Here is a 23,782-nt window from a genome sequence, read left to right as displayed (position 1 = left end):
CCGAGGATTAGCCCGCTCCCGCCAGCCCGGACCGAGGCGCAGCCCTGCGAAAATTGGAATTGAACGTTGCGAGTGGAAACGCGAGACAGCAAACAGGATGTGCGTATGGCCAAAGCGCGACGAGCACTCTGCTGTCCCGCTTGCCGAGCCGATCTCTTCGACACAGCAGGATCCCTGCGCTGCTCCTCATGCTCAGCAGAATACCCGGTCAGAGGCGGAAAAATCTACTTCATCGACGTTCCTGAAGCGACGGACGAACTCGACATTGTTAAGTATCGGCTAAAGAAAGCCTTGGGAAAGTTCTACTATGCCTGGGGAATCACGATCTTCGCGCCGACCTTTCCGTTTAACTATCGTGCCGCGGTGCTACGTCTAGCGGACCCCGACAAACAGCTTGTCGTTGATATCGGTGCGGGCAACCATCGAATAGATCCGCGGATCCTTACGATAGACCTGTTCGATTACGCCGCGACCGACATCGTTTGCGACCTGAGCAACCTGCCATTCCGGGATGAGTCCGTTGATGCCTTCATATCGCGTTCCGTTCTTGAGCACGTTCCCGGGTTGTCTGAAATTTGCAAACATCTCGCACGAGCAACGCGCAAGGGCGGCTTGGCCGCCCATTTGATTCCATTTATGTTTCCTTTCCACGCCTCTCCTCATGATTATCAGCGGCTCACTCACGTGGGCGCCGCTAATCTCTTTCCGGGCTTCGAACTTCTGGAACAACGTAACGCGACGGGGCCCTTTACCTTGCTGACTTTGCTTTTGATCGAGGTACTAGCCGCGACTTTTTCACTAGGCAGTGAGCGGCTCAAGGCACTCTTGTACCTGGTTTTTTGTCTCTTTTTTTTCCCCATCAAGTTCCTGGACTTTGCGTTCGTCGGGCGCAGTTCCATGCTCCGGGTTGCACCCACCATTTTTACGGTAACGCGCAAGACGAAGCACGTGGAAGTCACATGATCAGCCGGGACCCGCTGACACTGCAGACGGCGGAAACGCCTCTTGCAGATCTTATCTGTCGGTATGCAAGGCAAGGTGCAGAAGCCCCCCGCGGTCGCAATCTCACTCCGCACCTCCGCCGGCTCGAAGCCGAGTCGATCGAGGTCATGCGCGAAGTCGTTGCCGAAATGACCAACCCAGTCTTTCTTTACTCCATCGGCAAGGACTCGACGGTGATGCTTCACCTCGCTCGAAAAGCCTTTTTCCCGGGCAAGCCGCCGTTTCCCTTTCTGCATATCGCGACGACCTGGGATTTTCAGGACATGATCACGTTCCGCGATCTAATCGCGGACGCGCTTGGTATCGAACTGAGAGTCCATACCAACGAAGACGGCTTACGACGCGGTATCAATCCGATCACTTCCGGTGCAAGCACGCATGCACAGGTCATGTCTACGGAAGGTCTGCGTCAAGCCTTGGACAAGTGGAAGTTCGATGCAGCCTTCGGCGGCGCCCGCCGCGACGAAGAAAAAAGCCGCGCCAAGGAACGGGTTTTTTCGTTCCGCAACGCTTCTCATGCGTGGGATCCTCGTAACCAACGGCCCGAACTCTGGAATCTGTACAACACCAGACTTAAGGAAGGTGAATCGCTCAGAGTTTTCCCGTTGTCGAACTGGACCGAGCTGGATGTTTGGACTTACATCAAGCTCGAACAAATTCCGGTCGTCCCCCTCTACTTTTCCCGCTTAAGGACCGTCCTTCGTCGCTCGGGCGCTCTCATCATGAGAGACGACGAACGCATGCCATTAAATTCGGGCGAAACGCCTGAGATGATGCCCGTTAGGTTCCGAACTCTTGGATGCTATCCACTTACCGGCGCAATGGAATCGCGAGCTGTGAACGTCGACGACATCATCGTCGAGATGGAGACCTCGACGATGTCAGAGCGTCAGGGGCGCCTCATCGACTACGACGAGGCCGCATCGATGGAACGGAAGAAGCGAGAGGGGTATTTTTGATTATAAAGCCCTTTAAAGAAGCATCGGATGGCGAACCCACGCCTAGACGTGGACTGCTCCGCCTTCTGACGTGTGGATCAGTAGACGACGGTAAATCCACCCTAATCGGGCGCCTGCTTGTCGATTCGAAATCTATCTTTCAGGATCAGTTGTCCGCCGCTGAGCGCGACTCGGTCCGTTATGGAACAAACGAAGAGGAAGTCGATCTCGCGCTACTGCTAGATGGGCTTGAGGCCGAACGTGAACAGGGCATCACGATCGACGTAGCCTACCGGTTTTTTGCGGCACGCAATCGCAGCTTCATCGTTGCGGATACGCCCGGCCACGAACAGTATACACGCAATATGGCGACGGGTGCCTCGACGGCCGATCTTGCGATCATTCTGGTCGACGCCCGCAAAGGCCTCCTCACTCAGACCAAGCGACACAGTTTTATTTGCTCGCTGCTCGGCATTCGGGACGTCGTACTCGCCGTTAACAAGATGGATCTCGTCGGCTATTCACGCGAAACGTTCGACTTGATTGTAGAGGCCTATGGTAAGTTCGCTCAGCCTCTCGAGTTTGGTTCAGTCATAGCAATTCCGATATCAGGCCGTTTCGGCGCAAATGTCGTTAGCCCATCACCGTTGACCCCTTGGTACGAGGGTCCTAGCCTTCTGGACCATCTGGAACATGTCGATGTCTCCGCGGAGGCCAACGCTCAGCCATTCCGCTTGCCAGTACAACTCGTTAGCCGCCCACATTCGGATTTTCGCGGCTATAGCGGTACTGTGGCAAGCGGATCCGTGGCCCGCGGCGACGACGTGGTCGTGGCGAAATCGGGCCGCCAAACAGTCGTCTCAAAAATAGTCACGTTCGATGGCGAACGCGAAGAGGCGGCAGCAGGTGACTCGATCACTCTCGTGCTCGGCGACGAAATTGACATTGCGCGCGGGGACGTTTTGGTCGACCCGCAGGACAGACCGGCCGTCGCCGATCAGTTTGCATGCAAGCTGATCTGGATGGATGACGACCCGATGCTACCCGGACGATCCTATCTTCTGAAATCCGGAACCCAGAAGATTCCGGCACGGATTACAACGCTGAAGCATCAGATCGACATCAACACGCTCGATCAGAGAGCTGCCCGTACGTTGAGGCTCAACGAAATCGGAATCTGCAACATCTCGACATCGGCTTCACTGGTATTCGATCCCTACGCCCATAACCGGCGCACCGGATCATTCATCCTGATCGACCGGTCGACCAACGCTACGGCCGGCGCTGGCATGATATTATTTCCGCTTCGCCGGGCTACCAACATCCACCATCATGATCATCTGATCGGCAAAACCCAGCATGCGACGCTCAAACAGCAAAAGCCGACCATTCTCTGGTTCACGGGACTGTCCGGTTCGGGGAAATCCACGATTGCGAATCAGCTCGAGAAGATACTCCACGACTTCGGTTATCACACGTTCCTGCTCGACGGGGACAACATCAGACACGGCCTCAATCGCGACCTCGGGTTCACCGACGCTGATCGCGTGGAAAACATCAGACGTGTCGGGGAGGTCGCCAAGCTTATGCTGGATGCCGGTCTGATCGTCATTTGCTGCTTCATTTCGCCGTTCCGGGCCGAGCGGGACAGCTTACGTGAGCTCGTCGGCCCGGATGAACTGGTCGAGATATTCGTCGACACGCCGATCGAGGATTGCATCCAGCGCGACCCAAAAGGACTCTACGCGGCAGCCCTTGCCGGCAAGATCAAAAACTTTACGGGAGTGGATTCGCCCTATGAACCGCCGGAAAGGCCGGACATCCACATCAGGAAATCCGAAGACGTGACCGAAGCCGCATCTCGCATTGCAGCATGGTTGCTCCCGCGAATCAAGAGCGCCTAGCGCGTACAAAGATTGTGCCGTTAAGGCGATGGACTCGGCCGCAGTTGAAAGTTATGCAGAGGCTCATTCCAGAGGCCGCCAAGGTACATTCCGTACGGTTCATGATGACCAGCGAGCGACCACGCCCAGGACGGCTGACTTTGATCACGCCGGTATTCAATGAATCGGCCAGTATCGATCTATGCGCGGAGGCCGTCACCCGTGTTATCTTCGCCGATCCCGACATCTACGCCCACGTCATTTTTGTTGACGATGGATCATCTGACGACAGTTGGGCCAAAATCGAAGCGCTAGCCCGGACCTCGTCGCGGTTTTCAGGCGTTCGGCTGTCACGGAATTTCGGCGCCCATTACGCGCTGACGGCTGGCTTCGATCATGTCGAGCCCGATCAAGACGCCGTTGCTACGCTTGCTTGCGACCTGCAGGATCCGCCTGAAACAGTTCTCGATTTCATGCGGGAATGGCGTCACGGCGCCGATATCGTCTGGGGCGCGCGCCGCGAGCGGGCCGATAGCTGGTCGCGCAAAACTGCGTCGCATATTCTGAATTATGTTTTGACGCGCTATGCAATGCCGAAGAACTCGCGCTTCAGGACAGGCAGCTTCCTGCTAATGGATCGCACTGCCTTCGACTGCTTTCTGCAATACCGCGAGCATAACCGGGTCACTTTTGCACTCGTCGCCTGGACCGGTTTCAACCAAGCCACCGTTCCCTATGACCGGAAAGCTCGCGTCCACGGTACCACGCGATGGTCGTTCGGCCAGATGCTGAATACTGCGTATGACGTCTTTATAGGCTTTTCACCGGTTCCCGCAAAGTTCGTCGCTATGCTCGGGTTCGCAGTTTTCACCGGCAGCATCCTGTTTCTGCTCTACCTCTTGATAAGCTGGTCGATGACCGATGTGGAACCCGGCTGGACCGGGATCATGACCATGATGACCGTGCTGTTCGGATTGCTGTTCATGATGGTCGGCATGCTTGCGGAGTATCTGTACCGCATCTTCATTGAGACGAAGAGGCGTCCGCTTTATTTTGTTTCAAAGCGAACCAGACGATTACCGACCGATGTCTGAGACCTCGCTGATCAAGGTCCGGCTAAACGCGCGTGAGCTGCCGGCGGCGGCGCGTTGGGCCGATGGACTTGATATCATGTTGCCGGCGAACATGGCCGCCCTCTTCGGCAATGGCGGCGTCGACTGGAGCGAGGACGCGGTGCGGTCGCAAGCGCAAGAGAGCGCGGTGCATCTCCGAGAACGGAACGCCTACCTGTCGAGGCCTCCTACATCGGCACGATTACCGGTGAACTACCGAACTATTCCGGGGCCGCTCCGGCGCGCGATTGGACGCGGCATTGGACGGATGCAGCGCTACCGGCAGTCCCAGTGGGCGCGCTTCCCGGGCTGGCCGGTGGACCTTTCGGCCGATGCGGCAGCCGATCTCGGCGGCCTGCCATTTCAAAGGCCGCCGCGCACGCCAGTGCTCCTTACCCACGATATCGATAGCGCGGAAGGGCTGACCAACCTCGTCAAATTGTTTTTGCCGATCGAAGAAGTCAACGGTGCACGGTCAGCGAATTATATCGTGCCATGTGCCTGGCCGATCGATAGAGGTCTGACCTCGGAGATCGCCAGTCGCGGTCACGAAATCGGTATTCATGGGTACGACCATTCGAACCGAACGCCCTTCGCGCCTGCAGCAGAACGGCACACACGCCTCGCCGCCGGAGCGCAAGTCGGGGCTGAATTCAAGACAGCCGGTTATCGCGCACCGTCGCTGGTGCGTACCAAGCTCATGATCGAGGAGCTCGCATCACACTACCGATATGACAGCAGCATCCCCACATCCGGTGGGCTATTTCCCGTTCCCAACAACGGGTGCGCGAGCGCTCGGCCATGGAAAATCGGAACCATGTGGGAGCTTCCGCTGTCGATGCCACGCGACGGCAGCCTGCAATTTCTCGGCTACAGTCCTGCCAGGATCATGTCGACATGGATCGACGGGGCGCGCCTGATCGCTAGCAGCGGCGGCATCGTGTGTCTCCTAACCCATTGCGAGCGCGGCTTTTCCGGAAATCCTCCGATGCTCAATATCTATCGGGAATTCATCGAACGAATGGCGGCTGATAGCAGCTTCGAATTCCTGCGGCCGATTGATCTTGTCGAACGCTTGGATCGGCAATCCGCGTGAGGGGCGAAGCCGGGCGATCGTTTGAAAAAGCGGCCTTCTCCGGCCGCGAGGACAGCATTCGCCTGTTCCTCGATGCCGCACTCGAGCGCTTACCGGACAGCGACACGCTTCGTATTCTGGATCTGGGGTGCGGCGCCGGCGATCTTCTGCTCGCGCTTCGCCGCGACCGGCCTCGCGCCATCCTGACCGGCGTCGACATCTCGCCTCTGAATATCCAGGCCGCCGTAACACGAGCAAAAGCTGACCCGAACGGCCATGGGGATTTGAGATTGGAGGCTTCCGACTATCTGCAAGCTCGATTCGATGGGTTCGATGTGATCCTAGCGGAAAGCGTGCTCCACCTCATCGTCGGTGATCACGACCGGCTTGCTGCAAAGCTTGCGACGGACCTAGCTCCAGGTGGTGTCATCATCGCGACTATGCCGCAGGACAATCTAACGAATCGGATTTTGATCCTACAACGACATCTCTGGCGCGCAATGCCGCCAGCCGCCGACTCGCTCGCCGTCCGGATCGCTCGGACCATCCACCCCAGAGAGCCCGCCCAGATCATCGCGGAACGCGTTGGCTATCTACGTATCATTCCTAAACGTCTGCACGGACCCCAATGGATTGGGCAAATGCAAACCGCAGGCCTCGATTTGGTCGAAGATATAAACTGGCCGCGGGCATCGATCCTCAAGCCGATCCATCGCCTGCTGGTTTTCATGCGAAAGATGTCGGCGAGTGAAAGGTAATCAGGCGGCGCCGAACGCACGCGCCGAGTCGCCGCAATCAATTCGCGAAAGTCGATAGCACTTTCAGAACCCGTTCGACGTCCGCGTCCATCATTTCGGGGAAAATCGGCAGCTGCAGCGAAGAAGCAGCCACGGCTTCGGTATGAGGCAGCCTGGCATTCATATGACGATAGGGTTCTTCAAGATGCGAGGCCATTACGCCACGTCGCGTTGCCACGCCACGTCGATAAAAGTGCTCCATCAGTGCGTTTCGCGTTGTTGATTTGCCGTCGCGCACCCTGACCTGAAACGACTGCCAGTTCGGGGTGACGTGCTGCGGAACACTCGGAGCGACGACGATAGTGTGATTCTTTAATCCACTCAGGTACGCCTGCGCTATTGCCTGGCGGCGCGCAAGAAACGCGGCGAATTTCCGTATCTGCGCGACTCCGATCGCGGCTTGGACATCGGTGATTCGAAAATTATAGCCGATTTCCGGATAGGATTCGAATGTGGTCGGCGAACTCGCATGCCGCTGATAGTCGCTGAGCGACATTCCCTGATGGCGGAGACGGCGCAGCTTGCCAGACAGCTCGCTATCATTGGTAACGATCATGCCGCCCTCACCTGTCGTAATCACTTTGCGGGCATGAAGGCTGAAAACCGAATACGGCGAATGCGAACCGACGGGCATCCCGCGGAATTTACTCCCGAATGAACAGGCGGCGTCCTGAATGAGGATGAGGTTCTTGGCAGCCGCGAGCGCTAAGAAGCGGTCGATGTCACACGGCAAGCCGATTTGATCGACCGGGAGGATGGCGCGCGTTTTCGGCGTGATCTTTCGCTCGACGTCATTCGGATCGACGTTGAATGTCGCCGGATCGATATCCACGAAAACGGGTGTGGCGCCGGCGTGCACAATGACATTGACGGAGGCGATAAACGTCAGCGACGGTACGATGACCTCATCGCCTGGACCGATGCCTAGCGCCTTCAGCAGCAGAAAGGCCCCTGTTGTCCAAGACGAAACCCCCACGGCGTTCTCGGCGCCACAGGCTTTGGCAAACAGTTTCTCGAATTCGGCTAGGCTAGGTCCACCAACCACCCACCGGCTGCGGATCGCTAATGCCGCGGCCTCTTCCTCCTCAATTCCGAAGCACGGGCGGCTGAATGCAAGATCAGGAGCGGATGACATCGGCATCGCCATCTATTACCCAATTTTCGATCTTTTCTTCTAACAGATCCTTTGAATTGATCGTCGCTAGAACCCAATCGATGTAGTCGCGCACGCCCGTGTGCAGCCCAATTTCCGCGCTATAGCCAAGCAAGCTCTTTGCCTTGCCAGTGTCGGCGTGTAGATAGGCCACGTCGCCCGGACGATCACCGCGATATTCAATCGTCAGATCATTCCGCGACAGGGCCGTCAGGACTTCCCGGGCCAGATCGTTCAGCGTGACGGGTATCCCGCGTGCGATGTTGACTCGTTGACCGACGACGGCACCGGCTTCGCCGGCAAGCCTGATTCCGCGTGCAATCTCAGTTACATAGGTAAAATCGCGGGCGTTGGTGCCATCTCCGAACACAACCGGACGGAGCCCGTTCAGCACTCGGCCGACGAACCGCGGCAAGACTTCGGCGCGAACGCCGGTCTGATAGGCGCGCGGACCATAGGCATTGAAGGGGCGCACAACGGTCGTGGGCAGACCGTAGGTCCGCATGTACGCTTCGGTATACAACTCGCCTGCCAACTTCGACGCGCCATAAGCGGTCATCGGACAGCAGACCGTAACGTCTTCGCGCAACTCCGCGCGAGACGCGTTTCCGTAAACTTCCGAGCTGGAGCAATACACGAAGCGACGGATGCTGCGCAGCCGCGCTTCCTCCAGAAGAGTGATCGTTCCGGTCGCATTCACATCGTGCGATTCCATCGGCCGGGTGAGGGACCGACGGACACATTGTGTTGCAAGATGGTAGACCACCTCGCAATCCTGGAATGCATTCGCGACCGCCTCGCGATCCGTCACGGAGCCGCGCACAATGCGAACATCACCATTCCCGTTCGCCTCGACGAGGTTGCTTTCGTGGCCGACAGAGAAATCGTCGAGGACAGTCACCGGCCTTCCCTGTTCCACAAGCTGATCGACGAGGTGACTTCCAATAAATCCGGCCCCGCCGGTTACGAGAATTCGCGCGGTCATAGCGGCTTATCCCGCTGCGATCGCACCCGCTCCAAATTGTTGTCAAGGCGCGCTTGGGCTAATTCCAGGGTCCGCACGATTTTCAAGCCTTCGTTTCCGGCCATGATCGACGGCACCTTGCCCTGAATAACGTCGGCAAAGTGTTCGGCAACGCCATTGAGCGCCTCTGTCTTTCGCAACCGCGGTGAATGAATGTCGCCGATTCTATACTGCGGAATGATCATCGAGCGTTGCTCTTCGGGCTGAAAATGGATGCCAGAGCTGTAAATCTTTATCTTCTGGTCTTCGTCCAGATCGTCCCATACGAGCATCTTTTCGGTTCCACCAATCGTAAAGCGGCGGATCTTGACAGGAGACATCCAGCTCAGATTCAGATGCGCGATACAATTCTTCCGGAAATGCAGCGTGAGATACACCATGTCCGGCGCAACCTGATTTACGTGACAATAGCCAGAAGCCTCGACATCAATCAGCTCGTCATCGATCAGATAATTGATGATCGACAGATCGTGAGGCGCCAGGTCCCAAAGGCAATTCACGTCTGGCTGGAAAAGACCGAGGTTCACGCGGAGCGAATCGAAGTAGCACACTTGACCAAGGGCAGAACGAGCAACCAGCTCCTTGATCATCTGAACCGCTCCGGTAAACAGGAAGGTGTGGTCGACCATCAAGACGAGAGACTTCCACTTCGCCCGCTCAATAAGATCGCTGGCCTCGTCCGACGTTGCACACATCGGCTTCTCAAGCAGCACATGCTTCCCGGCATCGAGCGCGCGGCGCGCGATATCGTAGTGGCTTGCGACAGGAGTAGCAACAACAACAGCGTCAACCCCAGGAAGTGCGATGAGCATCTCCACGTCCTCGAATGCCAAGATATCCGGAAATGCAGCCGCTATATGCTCGCGGGTCTCAACTTTCTTATCGGCAATTCCGATGACCCGGCAATCCGCATTGTTGCGAAAATTTCGAAATAGGTTTGGCCCCCAGTAGCCATAGCCCACCAGTCCAATTCCGATTGTCATTGTACCGCCATCCACCTCAGCGCGCGATGCGCAGGTATCAATTTAGCAGTCAGACCGGTTCGCTGCGAGCGCGTGCCGGTTGCAGGCTAGTAGGTCATCGACTAAACGCTCCAGGCGGAGACATCAACGCCTGTCAATTCGTGAAAATCCTTGATTTCCGATGCGAAGCGTTCACGAAGCCGCTCGGCTGTCCAGGGATCGATGGGTTTATCCGATTCCGTCGCGTTGACGCGACCTGTCTGCAGCGCGGACCAAGGCAGCTGCTCCAGTCCCGCAAACGCCTGGATTCCCGCAACGAAATGCTCCGGACGGCAGAGGATATCTTCAAAGATAAAAAAGCCGATGCGCTCGCCGCCCAACGCGTCGATCCAGGCTCTCGCCAGGCTACCGTACCGGCCGCGCGTCGTATAGTCGAACGGCCGTGCCGCTTCGCGGCCTGGCGGCAACGGACTGGACCGCCTGCCCTCCAAATTCAACGCTTCCTCGAAACTCAGGGTCTCAAGGCCGTTCTTACGCGACCACAGCCAGTTGGAATAGGCGCGATCGACGGGGTTGCGCAGCAATATGATCAGCTTGGCTTTCGGCAGCAAGCGCGCGAACCGCATGCGCGCATCTTCATTCTCGAAGTAATTAGTGGTCTTCTCGACCTTCACTAAGTTCGGCGCAGCATCGGCGAAGTAGGTATCATACCTTTTCACAATCCCGGCATCGCCATCCGGATCGTCCGTCAGCAGAACTTTCGGCTCCGGCGCAATCGGCTTCGCCAGATAAACGCCAGGATGCTTGTCAAGCACTTCGCATAGGAACGTCGTGCCTGAACGCGGAGCGCCTCCAATGACAACGTCGGGCAAAACCGGCATGTGAAATGATCTCCTGCGGATTGTGGCCACCGCGCTCTTGTTTAGCGATAGAAAGCCGCGACGACCCTGACGACGTAGTCGAGCTGCTCATCCGTCATTCCGACGAATAGCGGCAACGAAAGACCCTCGTCTGCCCACCGCTCGGACACCGGATAGGCCGCACCGGGCTTCACATAAGGCGAAAGAGCGGGCTGCCGGTGCAAGGGCACCGGATAATGCAGGCCCGTCTCGATCCCAGATTTTGACAACGCGTCGCGGAGCGAGTTTCGCGACGGCGTGCGCGCGACGAAAAGATGCCAGCAGTGCGTTTGATGCCGGACAGATGGGACTTCGAGCGGAAGCCCCTTGAGCTTCGTAATATATTGATTGGCGAGCTCGTTCCGCCTCTTCGTCCAGGCTGAAAGCAGCGGCAGCTTGTGCGCCAGAACGACCGCCTGCAGCCCGTCCATCCGATAGTTGAACCCGAGTTCCGCATGGACATATCGCTCGCTCTGAGCGTGATTGCGCAAGGAGCGTAAGCGGTCCGCATAACTGTCATTTGAGGTCACGATCAATCCGGCTTCGCCCGCGGCCCCGAGATTCTTGCCCGGATAGAAGCTAATGCAACCCAAATCCCCCAGCGAGCCAGTCGAACGTCCATTCCAGGTTGCTCCGATGGACTGCGCGGCGTCTTCGATCACCTTCAGGTCATAATCCAGGGCGAAGCTGAGAACCGCATCCATGTTCGCAGGCTGACCGTATAGATGAACAGGAACGACGGCGCGCGTCCGCGAAGTCACAAGTCGGCGGGCGACCTCGACGTCGATTGTTCCGGTCTCCTCATCGACATCGCAGAAAACGGGGACCGCTCCAATGTACAGGATACCCCAAGCGCTGCCGATAAACGTGTGAGCGGGCAGCAGGACCTCATCGCCAGCGCCCACACCCGCAGCAATAAGCGCTAGATGAATCGCCGACGTTCCGGAATCTACAGCGATCGCGTGGGGGACACTCAACCATTCCGCGATCTGGCGCTCAAAGGCATCGACGAACGAACCAGACGAAAATTGGCTGCTGGCAAAGACACGTTCAAAATCAAACCGAACCTTGTCTTCGATATGGCGCCACTGCCATGTTAGATCGTTGAAAGGTACTTTCACGAGAAGTCCAATACCAGTTAGCTATCGCGCCTGTCGCGCACATCCCCGATCACCCGTGCAGGGTTTCCAGCCGCGATCGCATATGGTGGGACATCCTTAGTCACGACGGAGCCGGCACCGATCAAAGAGGACGTGCCGATCCTCACGGGCAGAATGACACACCCGCTGCCGATCGAGGCTCGGAATTCAATTGAGGTGCGCGACATCAGCCAGGAGTCTGTAATTCGCTCCCCAGATTCGTCAGTAGCTCTGGGCAGAAGATCATTCGTGAACATAACACCGTGACCCACGAAGACTTCATTTCCTATCTCGACGCCTGCGCAAACAAAAGCGTGCGATTGTATCTTGCACAGGCGACCGATGATTGCTCCGGCTTGAATTTCAACAAACGGGCCAATAAAGGTATCATCTCCAATGGAACATCCATAGAGATTCACGAGATCCGGGAGTGGAATCCGCGTACCTTTTCCAAGCTGAACGTTGGCGGCAATGGGCAAGTGACAGTCCTTGTTTGATCTCCAGATGCCAAGTTAGCTAAGCTCGGTCAACCGAATACGATGTGCCGCCTCCAAATACTCACCGTAGTCGCGCGAGAATGTTCATTGTTTGTTCATGTCAAGAAGCATCAGGTGGTAAAGGTTTTTGGGCCTCATGAGCAACTCGACGAAGCGGCAAGTGCTCTTTCTTTGTACCGGAAATTACTATCGAAGCCGCTTTGCGGAAGAGCTGTTCAATCACCGCGCCAACTTACGTGGCTTGGATTGGAAGGCATTCTCGCGTGGTTTGGCGCTCGAACGGGGGTCCTCGAACGTCGGGCCCATGTCTACTCATACGCACGAGGCGCTCATACACCGTCGGGTTCTTCCTCTTGGAGCTGATCGTTTGCCGAAAGCATGCAAGATCGACGATCTTCGTTGCGCAGACGCGATTGTCGCGTTGGCCGAAACCGAACATCGGGAACTGCTTCGTGTTAGGTTTCCTGGGTGGGAGGCTCGTGTCAACTACTGGAATATCCAAGATGTGAATGTGAGTGATCCCGTGAGTGCCGTCGCAGCCATAGATCAAGAAATTGAGCGCTTTATCGCAGGGTGCAGATAGACCAGAACATGCTGATAGATCGTTGCCCAACCGATCTTCGTCATCAGCTTTGGAGCCCCAGACGCATCAATCTGAGCATCGCTTCATTCTCCACCGGGGGAGCACGATAGAACGACGAGCGGCTGATCGAGGCCAGCTCGTACTGGCGTACAATCGAGAGCCGTGGATGACCGGGTTCGATCATTGCCTTCCTCCGATCAAGAGCGATCGAAGGCTTTGGCCGAAATCCGGCGCCACAACAAGCTGACCGATTTTGGCATGAAGCTTCATCACCTCGGCGTCGCGGTTGGCCTGAACCCCAGCCCCCTTGTCGTCGAAAACCTTGGCCAGCTTCTCGATCGCCTCGCGCTTTTACGCCGTAATCTGGGTGGGATGTAATTCGAGTCTGGTCGCCAACTGCGCAACCGTCGGGTGGCCTTTGATTGCTTCCAGCGCAACCTTGGCTTTGAACTCAGCCGTGAACTGTCTGCGCGTCCTCATGGTGGATCATCCTCTTTTGTCATCAAATCCACCTTGGCCGCCTTGTCTCACAAACCGGGACCAACCACCTCACTCCGATGGCGGTCCCAAATATCAGGCCACCATCACTCCCTGATGGAACTTATAATTTGAGCGACTCGATCTGCTCGCCAGCCACGTCTTTCCGATTTGGCTCGAGGGGTAACGTCAGGTTCTCAACTTCCGTGTTCACACGAATTGAAAATCGTTAGCCGTCAAGTTGACCTTCGACACGTGGTTGAGGGTAATTGTGTCGTTGGCATCATAGGTGATGACCGTATCGCCGTGGCCATCGTCAGCAGTATGGGAGAGCACGCTCGCAAAGTCCGCGAACAGCGCGTGATCGAACTGGATCACGTCGCCGACAGCCGGGCCAGCCTGGAAATCGGTAATGGTATCCTTGCCGAAGTTGGCACTAAACACAAACGTATCGTTACCGGTTCCGTCGCCTGAGCCGGCGCCTTTGCCCCAGGCGGCATACGGAGCGAAGGACGTGCCGTTGGAAAGCCACACGTAAGAGGTGTCGCCCGAGAACTGAATAATTTCGGTTTTGCCGTCCCCATTGAAGTCGCCAAACTTGTCATTGGGCGAGAAACCGCTGCCCCAGAGGGCGTAGTTGTTGAACCCCGCGCCGTTGGAGATCCAAACATAGGCGTTGCCGCCAGAGAACTGAAGGACATCGGTTTTACCGTCGCCATTGAAGTCGCCAAACTTGTCATTGGGCGAGAAACCGCTCCCCCAGAGGGCGTAGTTGTTGAACCCTGCGCCGTTGGAGACCCCGACATAGGCGTTGCCGCCTGAAAACTGAAGGACATCGGTCTTACCGTCGCCGTTAAAGTCGGCGAACTGGTCGTTGGGCGAGAAGCCACTGCCCCAGAGGGCGTAGTTGTTGAACCCTGCACCGTTGGAGACCCAGACATAGGCGTTGCCGCCTGAGAACTGAATGGCATCGGCTTTATGGTCGCCGTTAAAGTCGGCGAACTGGTCGTTGGGCGAGAACCCGCTGCCCCAGAGGGCGTAGTTGTTGAACCCCGCACCGTTGGAGATCCAGACATAGGCGTTGCCCCCAGAGAATTGAAGGACATCGGTTTTACCGTCGCCATTGAAGTCGCCAAACTTGTCATTGGGCGAGAAACCGCTCCCCCAGAGGGCGTAGTTGTTGAACCCTACGCCGTTGGAGACCCAGACATAGGCGTTGCCGCCCGAGAACTGGAGGACATCTGTGTTACCGTCGCCATTAAAGTCGCCAAGTTTGTCGGACGGTTGAGACCCGTTGCCCCATTGAGCATAGTTGTCCAGCCCACTCCCGGTCGATAACCACACGTCCAGCATTCCGTTCTGGTTGAGTTGTATGACATCGGCCTTGTTATCGCCATTAAAGTCGGCAATCCGATCGACTGCGCCGTTTGAGCCGAATGAGAGGACCGAGACATCGCCAGATAGGATGTCGTTGCCGCCGCCGCCGGTCAGCGTATCGTTGCCGGAACCGCCGTTCAGTGCGTTGGCGATGGCATTGCCGATGATCGTGTCATTGCCGGAGCCGCCGATGGCGTTGTCGATGTAGGAACGCGCGTCATTGTTGTAGAGATAGGCATTGTAGACGTTGCCCGACGCGTAATGGCCGTTTCCGAGATTGGCCAGTTGAATCGACGAGAACACGGACGACGCACCCGGATTGAGATTGATGCTGAGGTTCGTCGTATAGTTCGACAGGTCATAGGTATCGACGCCGCCACCATCCCAGATCGTCTGGTAGATGCGATTGGCCGAGCCACCGGCACCGCCATTGTCGGCCGGCTGGCCAGCGCCGTTGACGAACTCCTGCCCGGTGGTGGAGCTCCACGTATAGACGGTGGTCCCGCCCTGGGTGGTGTAGTCCGCGCCGTACATCGTCTGCAGCGCGAGAATATCGTTGGCCATATAGGTCTGCGGGTACCCATAGGCTTCGTTGGTATAGCCGCTCGTGGTGGGAGCACCGACATAGCTGCGATAGCTCATGACGGTGTATTCGCTGTCGTCATGCGCGCTCGGCACCGCGACATTGGCGGGGCCGCCTGTCTCCTGACTGTGCTTCAAGCCAAGGGCGTGTCCGAGCTCGTGCAACGCGGTCGTGAAATAGTAATTGCCGAGCGCAGCCAGCGAATAGTTGTAGGCGGTTCCGAACCACACGTCGCCGCCGGACGCGTAATTGCCGGGGTAATAGGCGTAGGATGTCGGATTGGCCGCTGGCGACTGCGCGACCATGATGTCGGAGCCGTTCGTCCCGGCGTACTGGATGTTGGCGTTGGTGTAGCCGAGGATCAGTCCGATCGCGTAATTGATCGCCGCCTGCATCTGACTCGGCGCGGAGGCAAAACCCGAGGTCGTCGGCTCACTGCTGCCGCCGCTGTAGGGATTGGCGTAGTCGCTTGCAGCGTCCGGAAAGCTGTAGGTGATCGCCCCGGACCATTTGTAGCCCGACAGCAAGCCGTCGATTTCAGCGTTGTTGGTCGCACTGACGTTGACGGCGGTAGCCAAGGGAATCTCCGAAGCAGCAAACCCCGTTCGATTCGGGGCGCGACAGGTGATTCTAGCTAGAGGAGTAAACGTTTGGTTTAATTTTGGCGAGCCGGTCCGGACTCCTTCCATAAGGCCGTGTTAGCCATCAGATCCCGTAGTCATACGGGCCAGGACAAGGACGTCGGTTCCGGCCAGCTGGCGTGTTGCGAGTGAAATCATGAAACGACGTACCCTCTCGGCCGGTCTGTTCGGCGCCCTGATGGCGCTCGCCGGACCGGGCCATCTGCCCTTCGGAGGACTGCCTGTCATGGTCGGAAAAGCCAATGCGGATGAGAGCGGCAAACAAGGCGGCACAGCGCGCGCGCCCTCCGTTCCAATGGCCCGCGACCCGTCGGCTGCGGTCGCGGAGGAGTACGAATCCGCCCGTCGCAAGGGAACGCGGGAGGCGTTCGAGCTGTTCATTGCGCGCCACGGCGATGACCCGCTGGCCGAGCAGGCGCGCGCCGAGCTGAAACAGCTGGCGCGCTGATCCTGCGCGGGCGCCGCTCAGCCGTTGCATTTCGACCGGCGGCATCCGCGCGGCCCTGACCTGCCACGTGATGTCTTGCCGCATGGCCTTTCGGCACTATGGTAGGCCCGCAATCTGTCCCGGAGCCCATCAAGATGCCCTTTCCGCATGCCTCGGAAGCCCTGTCACGCTTCACCGTGCTCGATCTGACCCGCGTCCGGTCCGGGCCCACCTGCGTGCGGCAGCTCGCGGACTGGGGCGCGAACGTGATCAAGATCGACGCGCTCACCGAGGATGCCGGCGGCGAGCAGCCGGGCGGGCCGCGGCGGGGCTCCGACTTCCAGAATTTGCATCGCAACAAGCGGGCGATGACGCTTAACCTGAAGGACGAGCGCGGGCTCGCCGTGTTCAAGCGCCTCGCCGCCAAGGCCGACGTTGTGGTTGAGAATTTCCGTCCCGACGTGAAAAAGAAGCTCGGCATCGACTACGAGGGCCTCGCCAGGATCAATCCGCGCATCGTCTACGGCAGCATCTCGGGCTTCGGCCAGGACGGGCCCTACCACAAGCGTCCGGGCTTCGATCAGATCGCGCAAGGCATGGGCGGGCTGATGTCGATCACCGGCGCGCCGGGCGAAGGCCCGATGCGGGTCGGCATTCCGGTCGCCGACCTCACCGCCGGTCTGTTCTGTGCCATGGGCATCCTCACCGCGCTGCTGGAGCGCGAGGTTTCCGGCAAGGGCCAGTGGGTGCAGACCTCGCTGCTGCAGGCCCAGATCTTCATGCTCGACTTCCAAGCCGCTCGCTGGCTGATGGAGAAGGAAGTGGCCAAGCAGGCCGGCAACAACCACCCGACCAGCATCCCGACCGGCGTGTTCAAGACCTCGGACGGCTACATCAACATCGCCACCACGGGCGGCCGGATCTGGGAGCGCTGCGCGCAGGCGATCGGCGCGCCGGAACTCTACAGCCATCCCGACTATCTGACCGCGCCGGCCCGCTCCAAGAACCGCGACGCGCTCAATGCCGAGATCGAAAAGCGTACCTTGACGAAGTCCACCGAGACCTGGGTCCGTGAACTCAACGAGGCCGGCGTGCCCTGCGGGCCGATCTACGCCATCGACCAGATGTTCGAAGACGAGCAGGTCAAGCATCTCGGCATCGCGCAGGAGGTACCGAATGACGAGGGTCGCGAGATCCGCCTCGTCGGCCAGCCCGTGACGCTATCGCGCACGCCGAGCAGAATGGTAGCGCGGCCGCCGGACTTCGGCGAGCAGACTGACGATGTGCTTAAAGAATTCGGCTTCGGCACGGACGAGATCGCAAGCCTGCGGGACGCCAAAGTGGTATGAGCGTCATGCGTGAGGTATCCAAAAAATGGCGCGGCTCTTGCGACGGATTTCGGTAGAGTTCGACCAGAGACGGTGTGCTGTAGAGAGCACGTCAGCGCCGACATACCCTCAAGGGTACAACCAGTATGCATGACTGTGTGATCTGCCCACAATGTCTCAGCATCTATCACCGCTCCGTGAAAAAAGCTCCGGCAAGAGAGTCGGGAGAATTCCAATGCCATTGCGGTAGTGTATTGGCCCAATGGCATACCGAGCGCGTTCCGATTTACGATTTAGTTCAAAACACTTCAGACGCAGAACCAACGAGTCCCCCTAGTCACTCTATACCTAGGAAGCCAAATATAGCAGCAGTCTTGGGAGAGTTCCTAGATTCAGGTGTCAAGACAGGCGTTATATGTCATGATAACCTTCCGGTATCCTCGACAACGACGTGAGCATTCTAGCATTTTTCGCAAGAGGATTGGCAAAGTTCAAGAAATCCTCCGCGCGAACTTTTCGATAGCCGGCCAAAATAGGAGAACGATCGCCAGCGTCGTGATTGAGCCGACCAGGCCGTTCGACCAGAACACCTTGAGGTCGCCGCCGGCGCCGATCATCGACAGACGGAAGGCATCCTCGGCGCGGTTGCCGAGCACGAGCGCCAGCGTGAACGGCGCGAGCGGAATGCCGATCTTCTTGAAGACGTAGCCGACGACGCCGAATCCGAGCATCAGCCAGATGTCGAACATCGCGTTCTGGATCGCATAGGCGCCGATCGCACAGGACACCACGATCATCGGCGCCACCGCGGCGAACGGCACGCGCAGGATCGACGCGAAGATCGGCACCGTCGTCAGCACCAGCACGAGGCCGACGACATTGCCGAGATACATCGAGGCGATCAGGCCCCAGACGAAGTCCTTGTGCTCGACAAACAGCAGCGGTCCCGGATTGAGCCCCCACACCATCAAGCCGCCGAGCAGGATTGCAGCGGTGCCGGAGCCGGGAATGCCGAGCGCCAGCATCGGCAGCAGCGCCGCGGTGCCGGAGGCATGCGCCGCCGTCTCCGGGGCGAACACGCCCTCGATGCGGCCCTTGCCGAAGCTCTCGGGATCCTTGGAGAAACGCTTGGCGAGATTGTAGCCCATGAAAGAGGCCGCGATCGCGCCGCCCGGGGTAATACCGAGCCAGCAGCCAATGAAGGAGGAGCGCAGCAGCGTCACCCAGTATTTCGGCAGGTCCTTCCACACACTCAGCACGACGCGCAGCGAAATGCTCGCCGCGTGTCCGCGCAGGGCGAGGCGCTCCTCCATCGTCAGCAGGATCTCGCTGATGCCGAACAGGCCGATGACGGCGACGAGGAAATTGATGCCGCGGAGCAGCTCGGACGAGCCGAAGGTCATGCGCAGATTGCCAGACACCGTGTCCATGCCGATGCCGGCGAGCAACAGCCCCAGCGACATCGAGATGACGGTCTTGTGCTTGGCCTCGCGCCCGAGACCGACGAAGGAGCAGAAGGTTAAAAGATACACCGCGAAGAACTCGGGCGGTCCGAACTTCAACGCAAAGGACGAGATCATCGGGGCGAGGAAGGTGATCAGCAGCACCGCGACCAGCGAGCCGATGAAAGAGGACGTGAACGCCGCCGTCAGCGCCTCCGCCGCCCTGCCCTGCTGCGCCATCGGATAGCCGTCGAAGGTGGTCGCGACCGACCAGGCTTCGCCGGGGATGTTGAACAGGATCGAGGTGATCGCGCCGCCGAACAACGCGCCCCAATAGATGCAGGACAGCATCACGATCGCCGAGGTCGGATCCATCGTGAAGGTGAGCGGCAACAGGATCGCGACACCGTTGGGTCCGCCGAGTCCGGGCAAAACGCCGACGAAAATCCCGAGCACCAGCCCGACCATCATCAGCACGAGGGTCTTCCACGTCAGCAAGACCGCAAAGCCGTGAAGCAACAGACCGAAAGCTTCCATCGCGGCCCGCCTTAGTGGCCGAAGGCCGCTTCGAGCGGCCCTTTCGGCATGATGACGTCGAAGGCGATATCGAAGGTGACGAACATGATCGCCGTGAATACGACAGCGGTGAGCAGCGACTTCCACAGCGCGATCTTGCCGACGAGACGCATGAAGCTGGCGATCAGGAGAAAGCTCGCGACATAGAGGCCGAGAAACTGCGTCGCCAGGCAGAACAGCAGCGTCGGCACGAACACCGCCATCACGCGGCGGGCCTGAGCGCGCGTGACGAAGATCTCGGGTGCCGCGCGGTGCGCGACCAGCGCCACGATCAGGCCGTAGAGGCTGGCACCACCGAGGATGACCGAGAGGTAGAACGGGAAATAGCCGGGCTCGGGCCCCGTCGAATCCCAGGAGGCGCCGGTACGCCAATTGTCGTAACCGAGGGTGGCGGCGAGCGCGAGCAACAGGAGACAGACGAATATCTCGATCGTGCCGGAGGAGACGACGGAAGGCGAGTCGTCTTCGGGCGCGGTCGGATCGTCAACGACGATTTCAAGATCGGTTTGGGGCATGAGCCGTTGGGGATGGAGTAAGTTCAATTCCCCCTCTCCCCGCTTGCGGGGAGAGGTTGGGGTGAGCGGGAGTGTCCGCGATGACGGTGAGGATTGAACTCGCGGAGAGAGCCCTCACCCACCCCCCCGAGCGCGAGCGAAGCTCGTCGCGCTCCCGCAAAAACGGGGCGAGTGAGAACAGGCGGCTACTTCGCGACGAATCCGGCTTCCGTCATCAGCGACTTGTTGACTGCATCGTCCTCCTCGAGGAATTGCACCATGTCCTTGCCGGTGAGGAAGATCGGCTTCAGCGCCTGTTTTTCCATGTAGTCCTTGTATTCCGCGGTCTGCGTCACCTTGTGGAACAGTTCGACATAGAACGCCTGCTGTTCCGCTGTGACCTTGCCGGGCAGGAACATCGCGCGCAGCATCAGATACTGCACATCGACGCCCTCCTCCTTGCAGGTGGGGATGTCGGCCCAGGACTGCGTCTCCGTCACTTTGCTGGTGTAGGAGATTCGCTCCTTGTCGAACACGCAGAGCGGACGCACCTGGCCCGCGCGCCAGACTTCGAGATTTTCGGATGGATTGTTGACGTTGGATTCGGTGTGGTTGCCGACCAGCTGGGTCGCGGCCTCGCCGCCGGACTTGTAGGGCAGATAGGAGAATTTCGCCCCGGTCTTCTGCTCGAGGAACACGGTCAGCACGTGATCCTCGCGCTTGGAGCCGGTGCCGCCCATCTTGAACGGCGCGCTCGCTGCCTTCGCGGCGGCGACGAACTCCTTCACCGTCCTCGGGCCTGCGCTGTTGTCCCACAGCACGAATTGGTCGAGCGCGATCACCGAAACCGGGGTCAGCTCACGCCAGTTGAACGGGATCTTCGCCGACAGCGGCAGCATGTAAATCAGCGAATAGGCGATCAGCACCTTGTTCGGGTCGCCCTCGCTGGATTTCATGTACATCAGCGCTTCCGCGCCGGAAGCCCCGCCCTTGAGCGAGACCACGATCGGCTGCTTCATCAGATTGTTCTTCTGGATGGCGGCCTGCATCATCCGCGCCATCTGGTCGGAGGCGCCGCCCGCGCCCGCCGCGACCACGATCTCGACCGGTTTGGCCGGCTCCCAGCCGGCAAAAGCCGGCGCGCTCAACGATAGCGCCGCTGCGACGCCAACAGCTTGCATCAGAATTCGCACGAGTTTCGTCCCTTAAATTGTTGGCTTTGTTTATCAACGCATTGTGCGGACTAATGCGAGCGAGTTCAAGCAGGCGGGCATGCTGCTGCCTATGACTTTCGGCTGACGAAGCCAAGCCGGAGATGCGCTACTTGCCCTTCCAGTTCGGCGTGCGCTTGTTGAGGAAGGCGTCCATTCCCTCGCGGAAATCTTCGCTCATATAGGCCTTGAGGATCAGATCCTCGCCCTCTTCGCGCGACAGCGTGCGGCGGATGCGGCGCACTGCCTCCTTGGTCGCTTCGAGCGTCAGCGGGGCGTGGCTCGCCACGAGCCTGGCGGTCTCGTCGGCGCGCCGCTGCAGCGTCTCGACATCAGGGACGACCTCGGTGAGGAGGCCGAGGGCCAGTGCTTCCGGCGCCTCGACGAGGCGCGCCTTGAAGATCATATCCTTGGTGCGGGCGGGGCCGACCAGCGAGACGACCCGGCTGATGTTCGACATCGACAGGCAATTGCCGAGCGTGCGCGCGATCGGAAACCCGATGCGCGTCGTTTCAGTCCCGATGCGGAGGTCGCAGCAGGCCGCAATTCCGGCGCCGCCGCCGGTGCATGCCCCCGCGATCGCTGCGATCACGGGCACGCGGCACTGCTCCAGCGTGCCGAGCACGCGGTCGATGCGCGCCTCATAGTCGAGCGCATCCTGCGCGGTTTTGAACGCACGGAATTGAGAAATGTCGGTGCCGGAGGCAAATGCCTTGTCGCCGGCGCCGGTCAGGATCAGCGCCTTGATCGAGCGGTCGGCGTTGATCTCCTGGCAGATCTCCGCCATGCGCTCGTACATGGCGAAGGTCAGTGCGTTGCGCGCCTGCGGGCGGTTGAAGGTGATCCGCGCGATGCCGTCCGTGACGGAGTAGAGCAGGTCTTCGTTGGCGGTCGTCGGTGCGTTCATCGCGCGCTCTCTTTTCTCGAAGTTAGCTCAGGCAAGCTGAGCCTTCAGGCCACTTGAGCTTTGGTCATCGGCACCACGTCGCGTCCCTTCAGGACGTCCATGGCCGCCAACACGCCGCCGCTCCGGTGCGGGATCTTTGCAAGATCGAGGCCCATTTCGACGCCGGCGAGCGTCCCCATCAGCATCAGATCGTTGAAATGGCCGATATGGCCGATGCGGAACACCTTGCCCTTGACCTTGTTCAGGCCGGTGCCGAGCGACATGTCGAAGTTTTCCAGCACCACCTTGCGGAAGGCATCGGCATCGTGGCCATCCGGCACGCGCACGCCGGTCAGCGCCGGCGAATGCGCGGCAGGATCGGCGCACTGCGTCTCCAGGCCCCAGACCTTGATCGCGGCGCGCGTCGCCGCGCTGTGGCGCTTGTGGCGGGTCCAGACGTTCTCGAGCCCCTCCTCTTCCAGCATCTTGATCGCCTCGCGCAGGCCGTAGAGCAAATTGGTGGCCGGCGTATAGGGGAAGGTGCCGAGCTTGTTGAAGCCGATGACCTCCTGCCAGTCCCAATAGGAGCGCATGCCGGGGTTGGCCTTGGCCACCGCGAGCGCCTTCTCCGAGACGGCGTTGAAGCCGAGGCCCGGCGGCAGCATCAGGCCCTTCTGCGAGCCCGCGACCGAGACGTCGATGCCCCAGGCATCGTGCTCGTACTCGATCGAGCCGAGGCCGGAGATGGTGTCGACCATCAGCAGCGCGGGATGCTTGACCCGGTCGAGCAGCTTGCGCACTTCCAGCGGCGGCGTCACGCAGCCGGTCGAGGTCTCGTTGTGGACAACGCAGACCGCCTTGACGGCGTGCTGCTTGTCGGCGGCAAGACGCTTCTCGATCTCGGCGAGATCGGCGCCATGGCGCCAGTCGCTCGGGATGAAGTCGACGTCGAGTTTGAACTTGTCGGCGATACCGCGCCACAGCACGGCGAACTGGCCGGTCTCGCACATCAGGACCTTGTCGCCGGGCGCGAGCACGTTGACCATCGCAGCTTCCCAGGCGCCGGTGCCGGACGAGGGGAAGATGATCACGGGCTGCTTGGTGCGGAACACCCGCTGCATGCCGGCGAGGACGGCGAAACCGAGCTCGGCAAACTCCGGACCACGGTGATCCAGCGTCGGCATGTCCATCGCCCGCAGCACCCGGTCGGGCACGTTGGTCGGTCCTGGAATCTGGAGAAAATGCCTTCCAGTATGCACGGTCATCGGCGTCCTTC

The 23,782-nt window shown here is 59.2% G+C and carries 24 protein-coding genes; 10 read left to right on the top strand and 14 right to left on the bottom strand.

Annotation, left to right across the window (positions count from 1 at the left end; translation table 11 throughout):
• Nucleotides 1-105 precede the first annotated feature (105 nt).
• The 6 genes from AC0L2F_RS19925 (at nt 106) to AC0L2F_RS19900 (ending at nt 6,768) form a co-directional block, all read left to right on the top strand.
• Nucleotides 106-963, top strand: coding sequence for a methyltransferase domain-containing protein (locus AC0L2F_RS19925; RefSeq protein WP_247460607.1), 858 nt, complete (start codon nt 106-108; stop codon nt 961-963).
• On the top strand, nt 960-1,961 hold the full coding sequence (gene cysD / locus AC0L2F_RS19920; RefSeq protein WP_473249553.1) for a sulfate adenylyltransferase subunit CysD: 1,002 nt from the start codon (nt 960-962) through the stop codon (nt 1,959-1,961). The genes AC0L2F_RS19925 and cysD overlap by 4 nt, the downstream gene beginning before the upstream one ends.
• Entirely contained in the window at nt 1,958-3,844 is a 1,887-nt protein-coding gene (cysN, locus tag AC0L2F_RS19915) for a sulfate adenylyltransferase subunit CysN (protein WP_473249552.1), read from the top strand. The genes cysD and cysN overlap by 4 nt, the downstream gene beginning before the upstream one ends.
• 140 nt (nt 3,845-3,984) lie before the next feature.
• The gene (locus AC0L2F_RS19910; protein WP_473249551.1) at nt 3,985-4,917 is read left to right on the top strand and encodes a glycosyltransferase family 2 protein; all 933 of its coding nucleotides are present in this window, start codon (nt 3,985-3,987) and stop codon (nt 4,915-4,917) included.
• Nucleotides 4,910-6,031 carry a polysaccharide deacetylase family protein gene (locus AC0L2F_RS19905; protein WP_247460601.1) on the top strand — a complete coding sequence of 374 codons (1,122 nt, stop codon included), beginning with the start codon at nt 4,910-4,912 and terminating at the stop codon, nt 6,029-6,031. Before AC0L2F_RS19910 ends, AC0L2F_RS19905 begins: the two co-directional genes overlap by 8 nt.
• On the top strand, nt 6,028-6,768 hold the full coding sequence (locus AC0L2F_RS19900; RefSeq protein ID WP_473249550.1) for a class I SAM-dependent methyltransferase: 741 nt from the start codon (nt 6,028-6,030) through the stop codon (nt 6,766-6,768). Before AC0L2F_RS19905 ends, AC0L2F_RS19900 begins: the two co-directional genes overlap by 4 nt.
• A gap of 37 nt (nt 6,769-6,805) precedes the next feature.
• On the opposite strand, the gene AC0L2F_RS19895 is transcribed toward AC0L2F_RS19900, so the two are convergent.
• The 6 genes from AC0L2F_RS19895 to AC0L2F_RS19870 form a co-directional block, all read right to left on the bottom strand.
• Nucleotides 6,806-7,954 (bottom strand): DegT/DnrJ/EryC1/StrS family aminotransferase, encoded by a 1,149-nt coding sequence (locus AC0L2F_RS19895; RefSeq protein ID WP_473249549.1) that lies wholly within the window; start codon nt 7,952-7,954, stop codon nt 6,806-6,808.
• On the bottom strand, nt 7,926-8,945 hold the full coding sequence (locus AC0L2F_RS19890; protein ID WP_473249548.1) for an NAD-dependent epimerase/dehydratase family protein: 1,020 nt from the start codon (nt 8,943-8,945) through the stop codon (nt 7,926-7,928). Before AC0L2F_RS19890 ends, AC0L2F_RS19895 begins: the two co-directional genes overlap by 29 nt.
• Nucleotides 8,942-9,967 carry a Gfo/Idh/MocA family protein gene (locus tag AC0L2F_RS19885; protein WP_473249547.1) on the bottom strand — a complete coding sequence of 342 codons (1,026 nt, stop codon included), beginning with the start codon at nt 9,965-9,967 and terminating at the stop codon, nt 8,942-8,944. The genes AC0L2F_RS19890 and AC0L2F_RS19885 overlap by 4 nt, the downstream gene beginning before the upstream one ends.
• A 101-nt stretch (nt 9,968-10,068) precedes the next feature.
• Nucleotides 10,069-10,827, bottom strand: coding sequence for a sulfotransferase family protein (locus AC0L2F_RS19880; protein ID WP_473249546.1), 759 nt, complete (start codon nt 10,825-10,827; stop codon nt 10,069-10,071).
• A gap of 41 nt (nt 10,828-10,868) precedes the next feature.
• Nucleotides 10,869-11,966: a DegT/DnrJ/EryC1/StrS family aminotransferase gene (locus tag AC0L2F_RS19875; protein WP_473249545.1), complete on the bottom strand. Its 1,098-nt coding sequence runs from the start codon at nt 11,964-11,966 to the stop codon at nt 10,869-10,871.
• Nucleotides 11,967-11,983: 17 nt separating this feature from the next.
• Complete coding sequence (locus AC0L2F_RS19870) at nt 11,984-12,463, bottom strand: acyltransferase (protein ID WP_247460587.1); 480 nt, start codon at nt 12,461-12,463, stop codon at nt 11,984-11,986.
• A gap of 154 nt (nt 12,464-12,617) precedes the next feature.
• On the opposite strand from AC0L2F_RS19870, the gene AC0L2F_RS19865 reads away from it, so the two are divergent.
• On the top strand, nt 12,618-13,064 hold the full coding sequence (locus AC0L2F_RS19865; protein ID WP_473249544.1) for an arsenate reductase/protein-tyrosine-phosphatase family protein: 447 nt from the start codon (nt 12,618-12,620) through the stop codon (nt 13,062-13,064).
• 43 nt (nt 13,065-13,107) lie between these two features.
• Here the strand turns inward: AC0L2F_RS19865 and AC0L2F_RS19860 are convergent, their stop codons facing one another.
• Nucleotides 13,108-13,248 (bottom strand): hypothetical protein, encoded by a 141-nt coding sequence (locus AC0L2F_RS19860; protein ID WP_473249543.1) that lies wholly within the window; start codon nt 13,246-13,248, stop codon nt 13,108-13,110.
• A 32-nt stretch (nt 13,249-13,280) separates the two neighbouring features.
• On the opposite strand from AC0L2F_RS19860, the gene AC0L2F_RS19855 reads away from it, so the two are divergent.
• Nucleotides 13,281-13,442, top strand: a complete 162-nt coding sequence (locus AC0L2F_RS19855; protein WP_473249598.1) for a hypothetical protein — start codon at nt 13,281-13,283, stop codon at nt 13,440-13,442.
• Here the strand turns inward: AC0L2F_RS19855 and AC0L2F_RS19850 are convergent.
• Nucleotides 13,416-13,544, bottom strand: a complete 129-nt coding sequence (locus AC0L2F_RS19850; RefSeq protein ID WP_473249542.1) for a transposase — start codon at nt 13,542-13,544, stop codon at nt 13,416-13,418. The two genes, AC0L2F_RS19855 and AC0L2F_RS19850, sit on opposite strands and share 27 nt — an antisense overlap.
• 207 nt (nt 13,545-13,751) lie before the next feature.
• Complete coding sequence (locus AC0L2F_RS19845; protein WP_473249541.1) at nt 13,752-16,079, bottom strand: M10 family metallopeptidase C-terminal domain-containing protein; 2,328 nt, start codon at nt 16,077-16,079, stop codon at nt 13,752-13,754.
• A 199-nt stretch (nt 16,080-16,278) separates the two neighbouring features.
• Between AC0L2F_RS19845 and AC0L2F_RS19840 the strand changes: the two genes are divergently transcribed.
• Nucleotides 16,279-16,590: a hypothetical protein gene (locus tag AC0L2F_RS19840; RefSeq protein ID WP_473249540.1), complete on the top strand. Its 312-nt coding sequence runs from the start codon at nt 16,279-16,281 to the stop codon at nt 16,588-16,590.
• Between the two features lie 134 nt (nt 16,591-16,724).
• The gene (locus AC0L2F_RS19835; protein WP_473249539.1) at nt 16,725-17,918 is read left to right on the top strand and encodes a CaiB/BaiF CoA transferase family protein; all 1,194 of its coding nucleotides are present in this window, start codon (nt 16,725-16,727) and stop codon (nt 17,916-17,918) included.
• 470 nt (nt 17,919-18,388) lie between these two features.
• On the opposite strand, the gene AC0L2F_RS19830 is transcribed toward AC0L2F_RS19835, so the two are convergent.
• The 5 genes from AC0L2F_RS19830 to AC0L2F_RS19810 form a co-directional block, all read right to left on the bottom strand.
• A complete protein-coding gene (locus AC0L2F_RS19830; RefSeq protein ID WP_473249537.1) occupies nt 18,389-19,876 on the bottom strand; it encodes a tripartite tricarboxylate transporter permease in 1,488 nt (495 codons plus the stop codon).
• Between the two features lie 11 nt (nt 19,877-19,887).
• Nucleotides 19,888-20,430 (bottom strand): tripartite tricarboxylate transporter TctB family protein, encoded by a 543-nt coding sequence (locus AC0L2F_RS19825; RefSeq protein WP_473249536.1) that lies wholly within the window; start codon nt 20,428-20,430, stop codon nt 19,888-19,890.
• Nucleotides 20,431-20,615: 185 nt separating this feature from the next.
• A complete protein-coding gene (locus AC0L2F_RS19820) occupies nt 20,616-21,590 on the bottom strand; it encodes a tripartite tricarboxylate transporter substrate binding protein (protein ID WP_473249535.1) in 975 nt (324 codons plus the stop codon).
• A gap of 139 nt (nt 21,591-21,729) precedes the next feature.
• Complete coding sequence (locus AC0L2F_RS19815; RefSeq protein WP_106946172.1) at nt 21,730-22,527, bottom strand: enoyl-CoA hydratase/isomerase family protein; 798 nt, start codon at nt 22,525-22,527, stop codon at nt 21,730-21,732.
• Nucleotides 22,528-22,571: 44 nt separating this feature from the next.
• Complete coding sequence (locus AC0L2F_RS19810; protein ID WP_473249534.1) at nt 22,572-23,771, bottom strand: pyridoxal-phosphate-dependent aminotransferase family protein; 1,200 nt, start codon at nt 23,769-23,771, stop codon at nt 22,572-22,574.
• Nucleotides 23,772-23,782 lie beyond the last annotated feature (11 nt).

The sequence above is a fragment of the Bradyrhizobium sp. Ken64 genome, assembly GCF_055807555.1.
This window is presented reverse-complemented; position numbering and strand designations above follow the sequence as displayed.

Excerpts from the sequence above, each read along its gene's own strand:
- AC0L2F_RS19895 (WP_473249549.1), bottom strand. The coding sequence starts at position 7,954 with ATGGCGATGCCGATGTCATCCGCTCCTGATCTTGCATTCAGCCGCCCG.
- AC0L2F_RS19850 (WP_473249542.1), bottom strand. The coding sequence starts at position 13,544 with ATGAGGACGCGCAGACAGTTCACGGCTGAGTTCAAAGCCAAGGTTGCG.
- cysD (WP_473249553.1), top strand. The coding sequence starts at position 960 with ATGATCAGCCGGGACCCGCTGACACTGCAGACGGCGGAAACGCCTCTT.
- AC0L2F_RS19830 (WP_473249537.1), bottom strand. The coding sequence starts at position 19,876 with ATGGAAGCTTTCGGTCTGTTGCTTCACGGCTTTGCGGTCTTGCTGACG.
- AC0L2F_RS19825 (WP_473249536.1), bottom strand. The coding sequence starts at position 20,430 with ATGCCCCAAACCGATCTTGAAATCGTCGTTGACGATCCGACCGCGCCC.
- AC0L2F_RS19865 (WP_473249544.1), top strand. The coding sequence starts at position 12,618 with ATGAGCAACTCGACGAAGCGGCAAGTGCTCTTTCTTTGTACCGGAAAT.
- AC0L2F_RS19925 (WP_247460607.1), top strand. The coding sequence starts at position 106 with ATGGCCAAAGCGCGACGAGCACTCTGCTGTCCCGCTTGCCGAGCCGAT.
- AC0L2F_RS19890 (WP_473249548.1), bottom strand. The coding sequence starts at position 8,945 with ATGACCGCGCGAATTCTCGTAACCGGCGGGGCCGGATTTATTGGAAGT.
- AC0L2F_RS19905 (WP_247460601.1), top strand. The coding sequence starts at position 4,910 with ATGTCTGAGACCTCGCTGATCAAGGTCCGGCTAAACGCGCGTGAGCTG.
- AC0L2F_RS19880 (WP_473249546.1), bottom strand. The coding sequence starts at position 10,827 with ATGCCGGTTTTGCCCGACGTTGTCATTGGAGGCGCTCCGCGTTCAGGC.
- AC0L2F_RS19885 (WP_473249547.1), bottom strand. The coding sequence starts at position 9,967 with ATGACAATCGGAATTGGACTGGTGGGCTATGGCTACTGGGGGCCAAAC.
- AC0L2F_RS19840 (WP_473249540.1), top strand. The coding sequence starts at position 16,279 with ATGAAACGACGTACCCTCTCGGCCGGTCTGTTCGGCGCCCTGATGGCG.
- AC0L2F_RS19860 (WP_473249543.1), bottom strand. The coding sequence starts at position 13,248 with ATGATCGAACCCGGTCATCCACGGCTCTCGATTGTACGCCAGTACGAG.
- AC0L2F_RS19820 (WP_473249535.1), bottom strand. The coding sequence starts at position 21,590 with ATGCAAGCTGTTGGCGTCGCAGCGGCGCTATCGTTGAGCGCGCCGGCT.
- AC0L2F_RS19810 (WP_473249534.1), bottom strand. The coding sequence starts at position 23,771 with ATGACCGTGCATACTGGAAGGCATTTTCTCCAGATTCCAGGACCGACC.
- AC0L2F_RS19835 (WP_473249539.1), top strand. The coding sequence starts at position 16,725 with ATGCCCTTTCCGCATGCCTCGGAAGCCCTGTCACGCTTCACCGTGCTC.
- AC0L2F_RS19815 (WP_106946172.1), bottom strand. The coding sequence starts at position 22,527 with ATGAACGCACCGACGACCGCCAACGAAGACCTGCTCTACTCCGTCACG.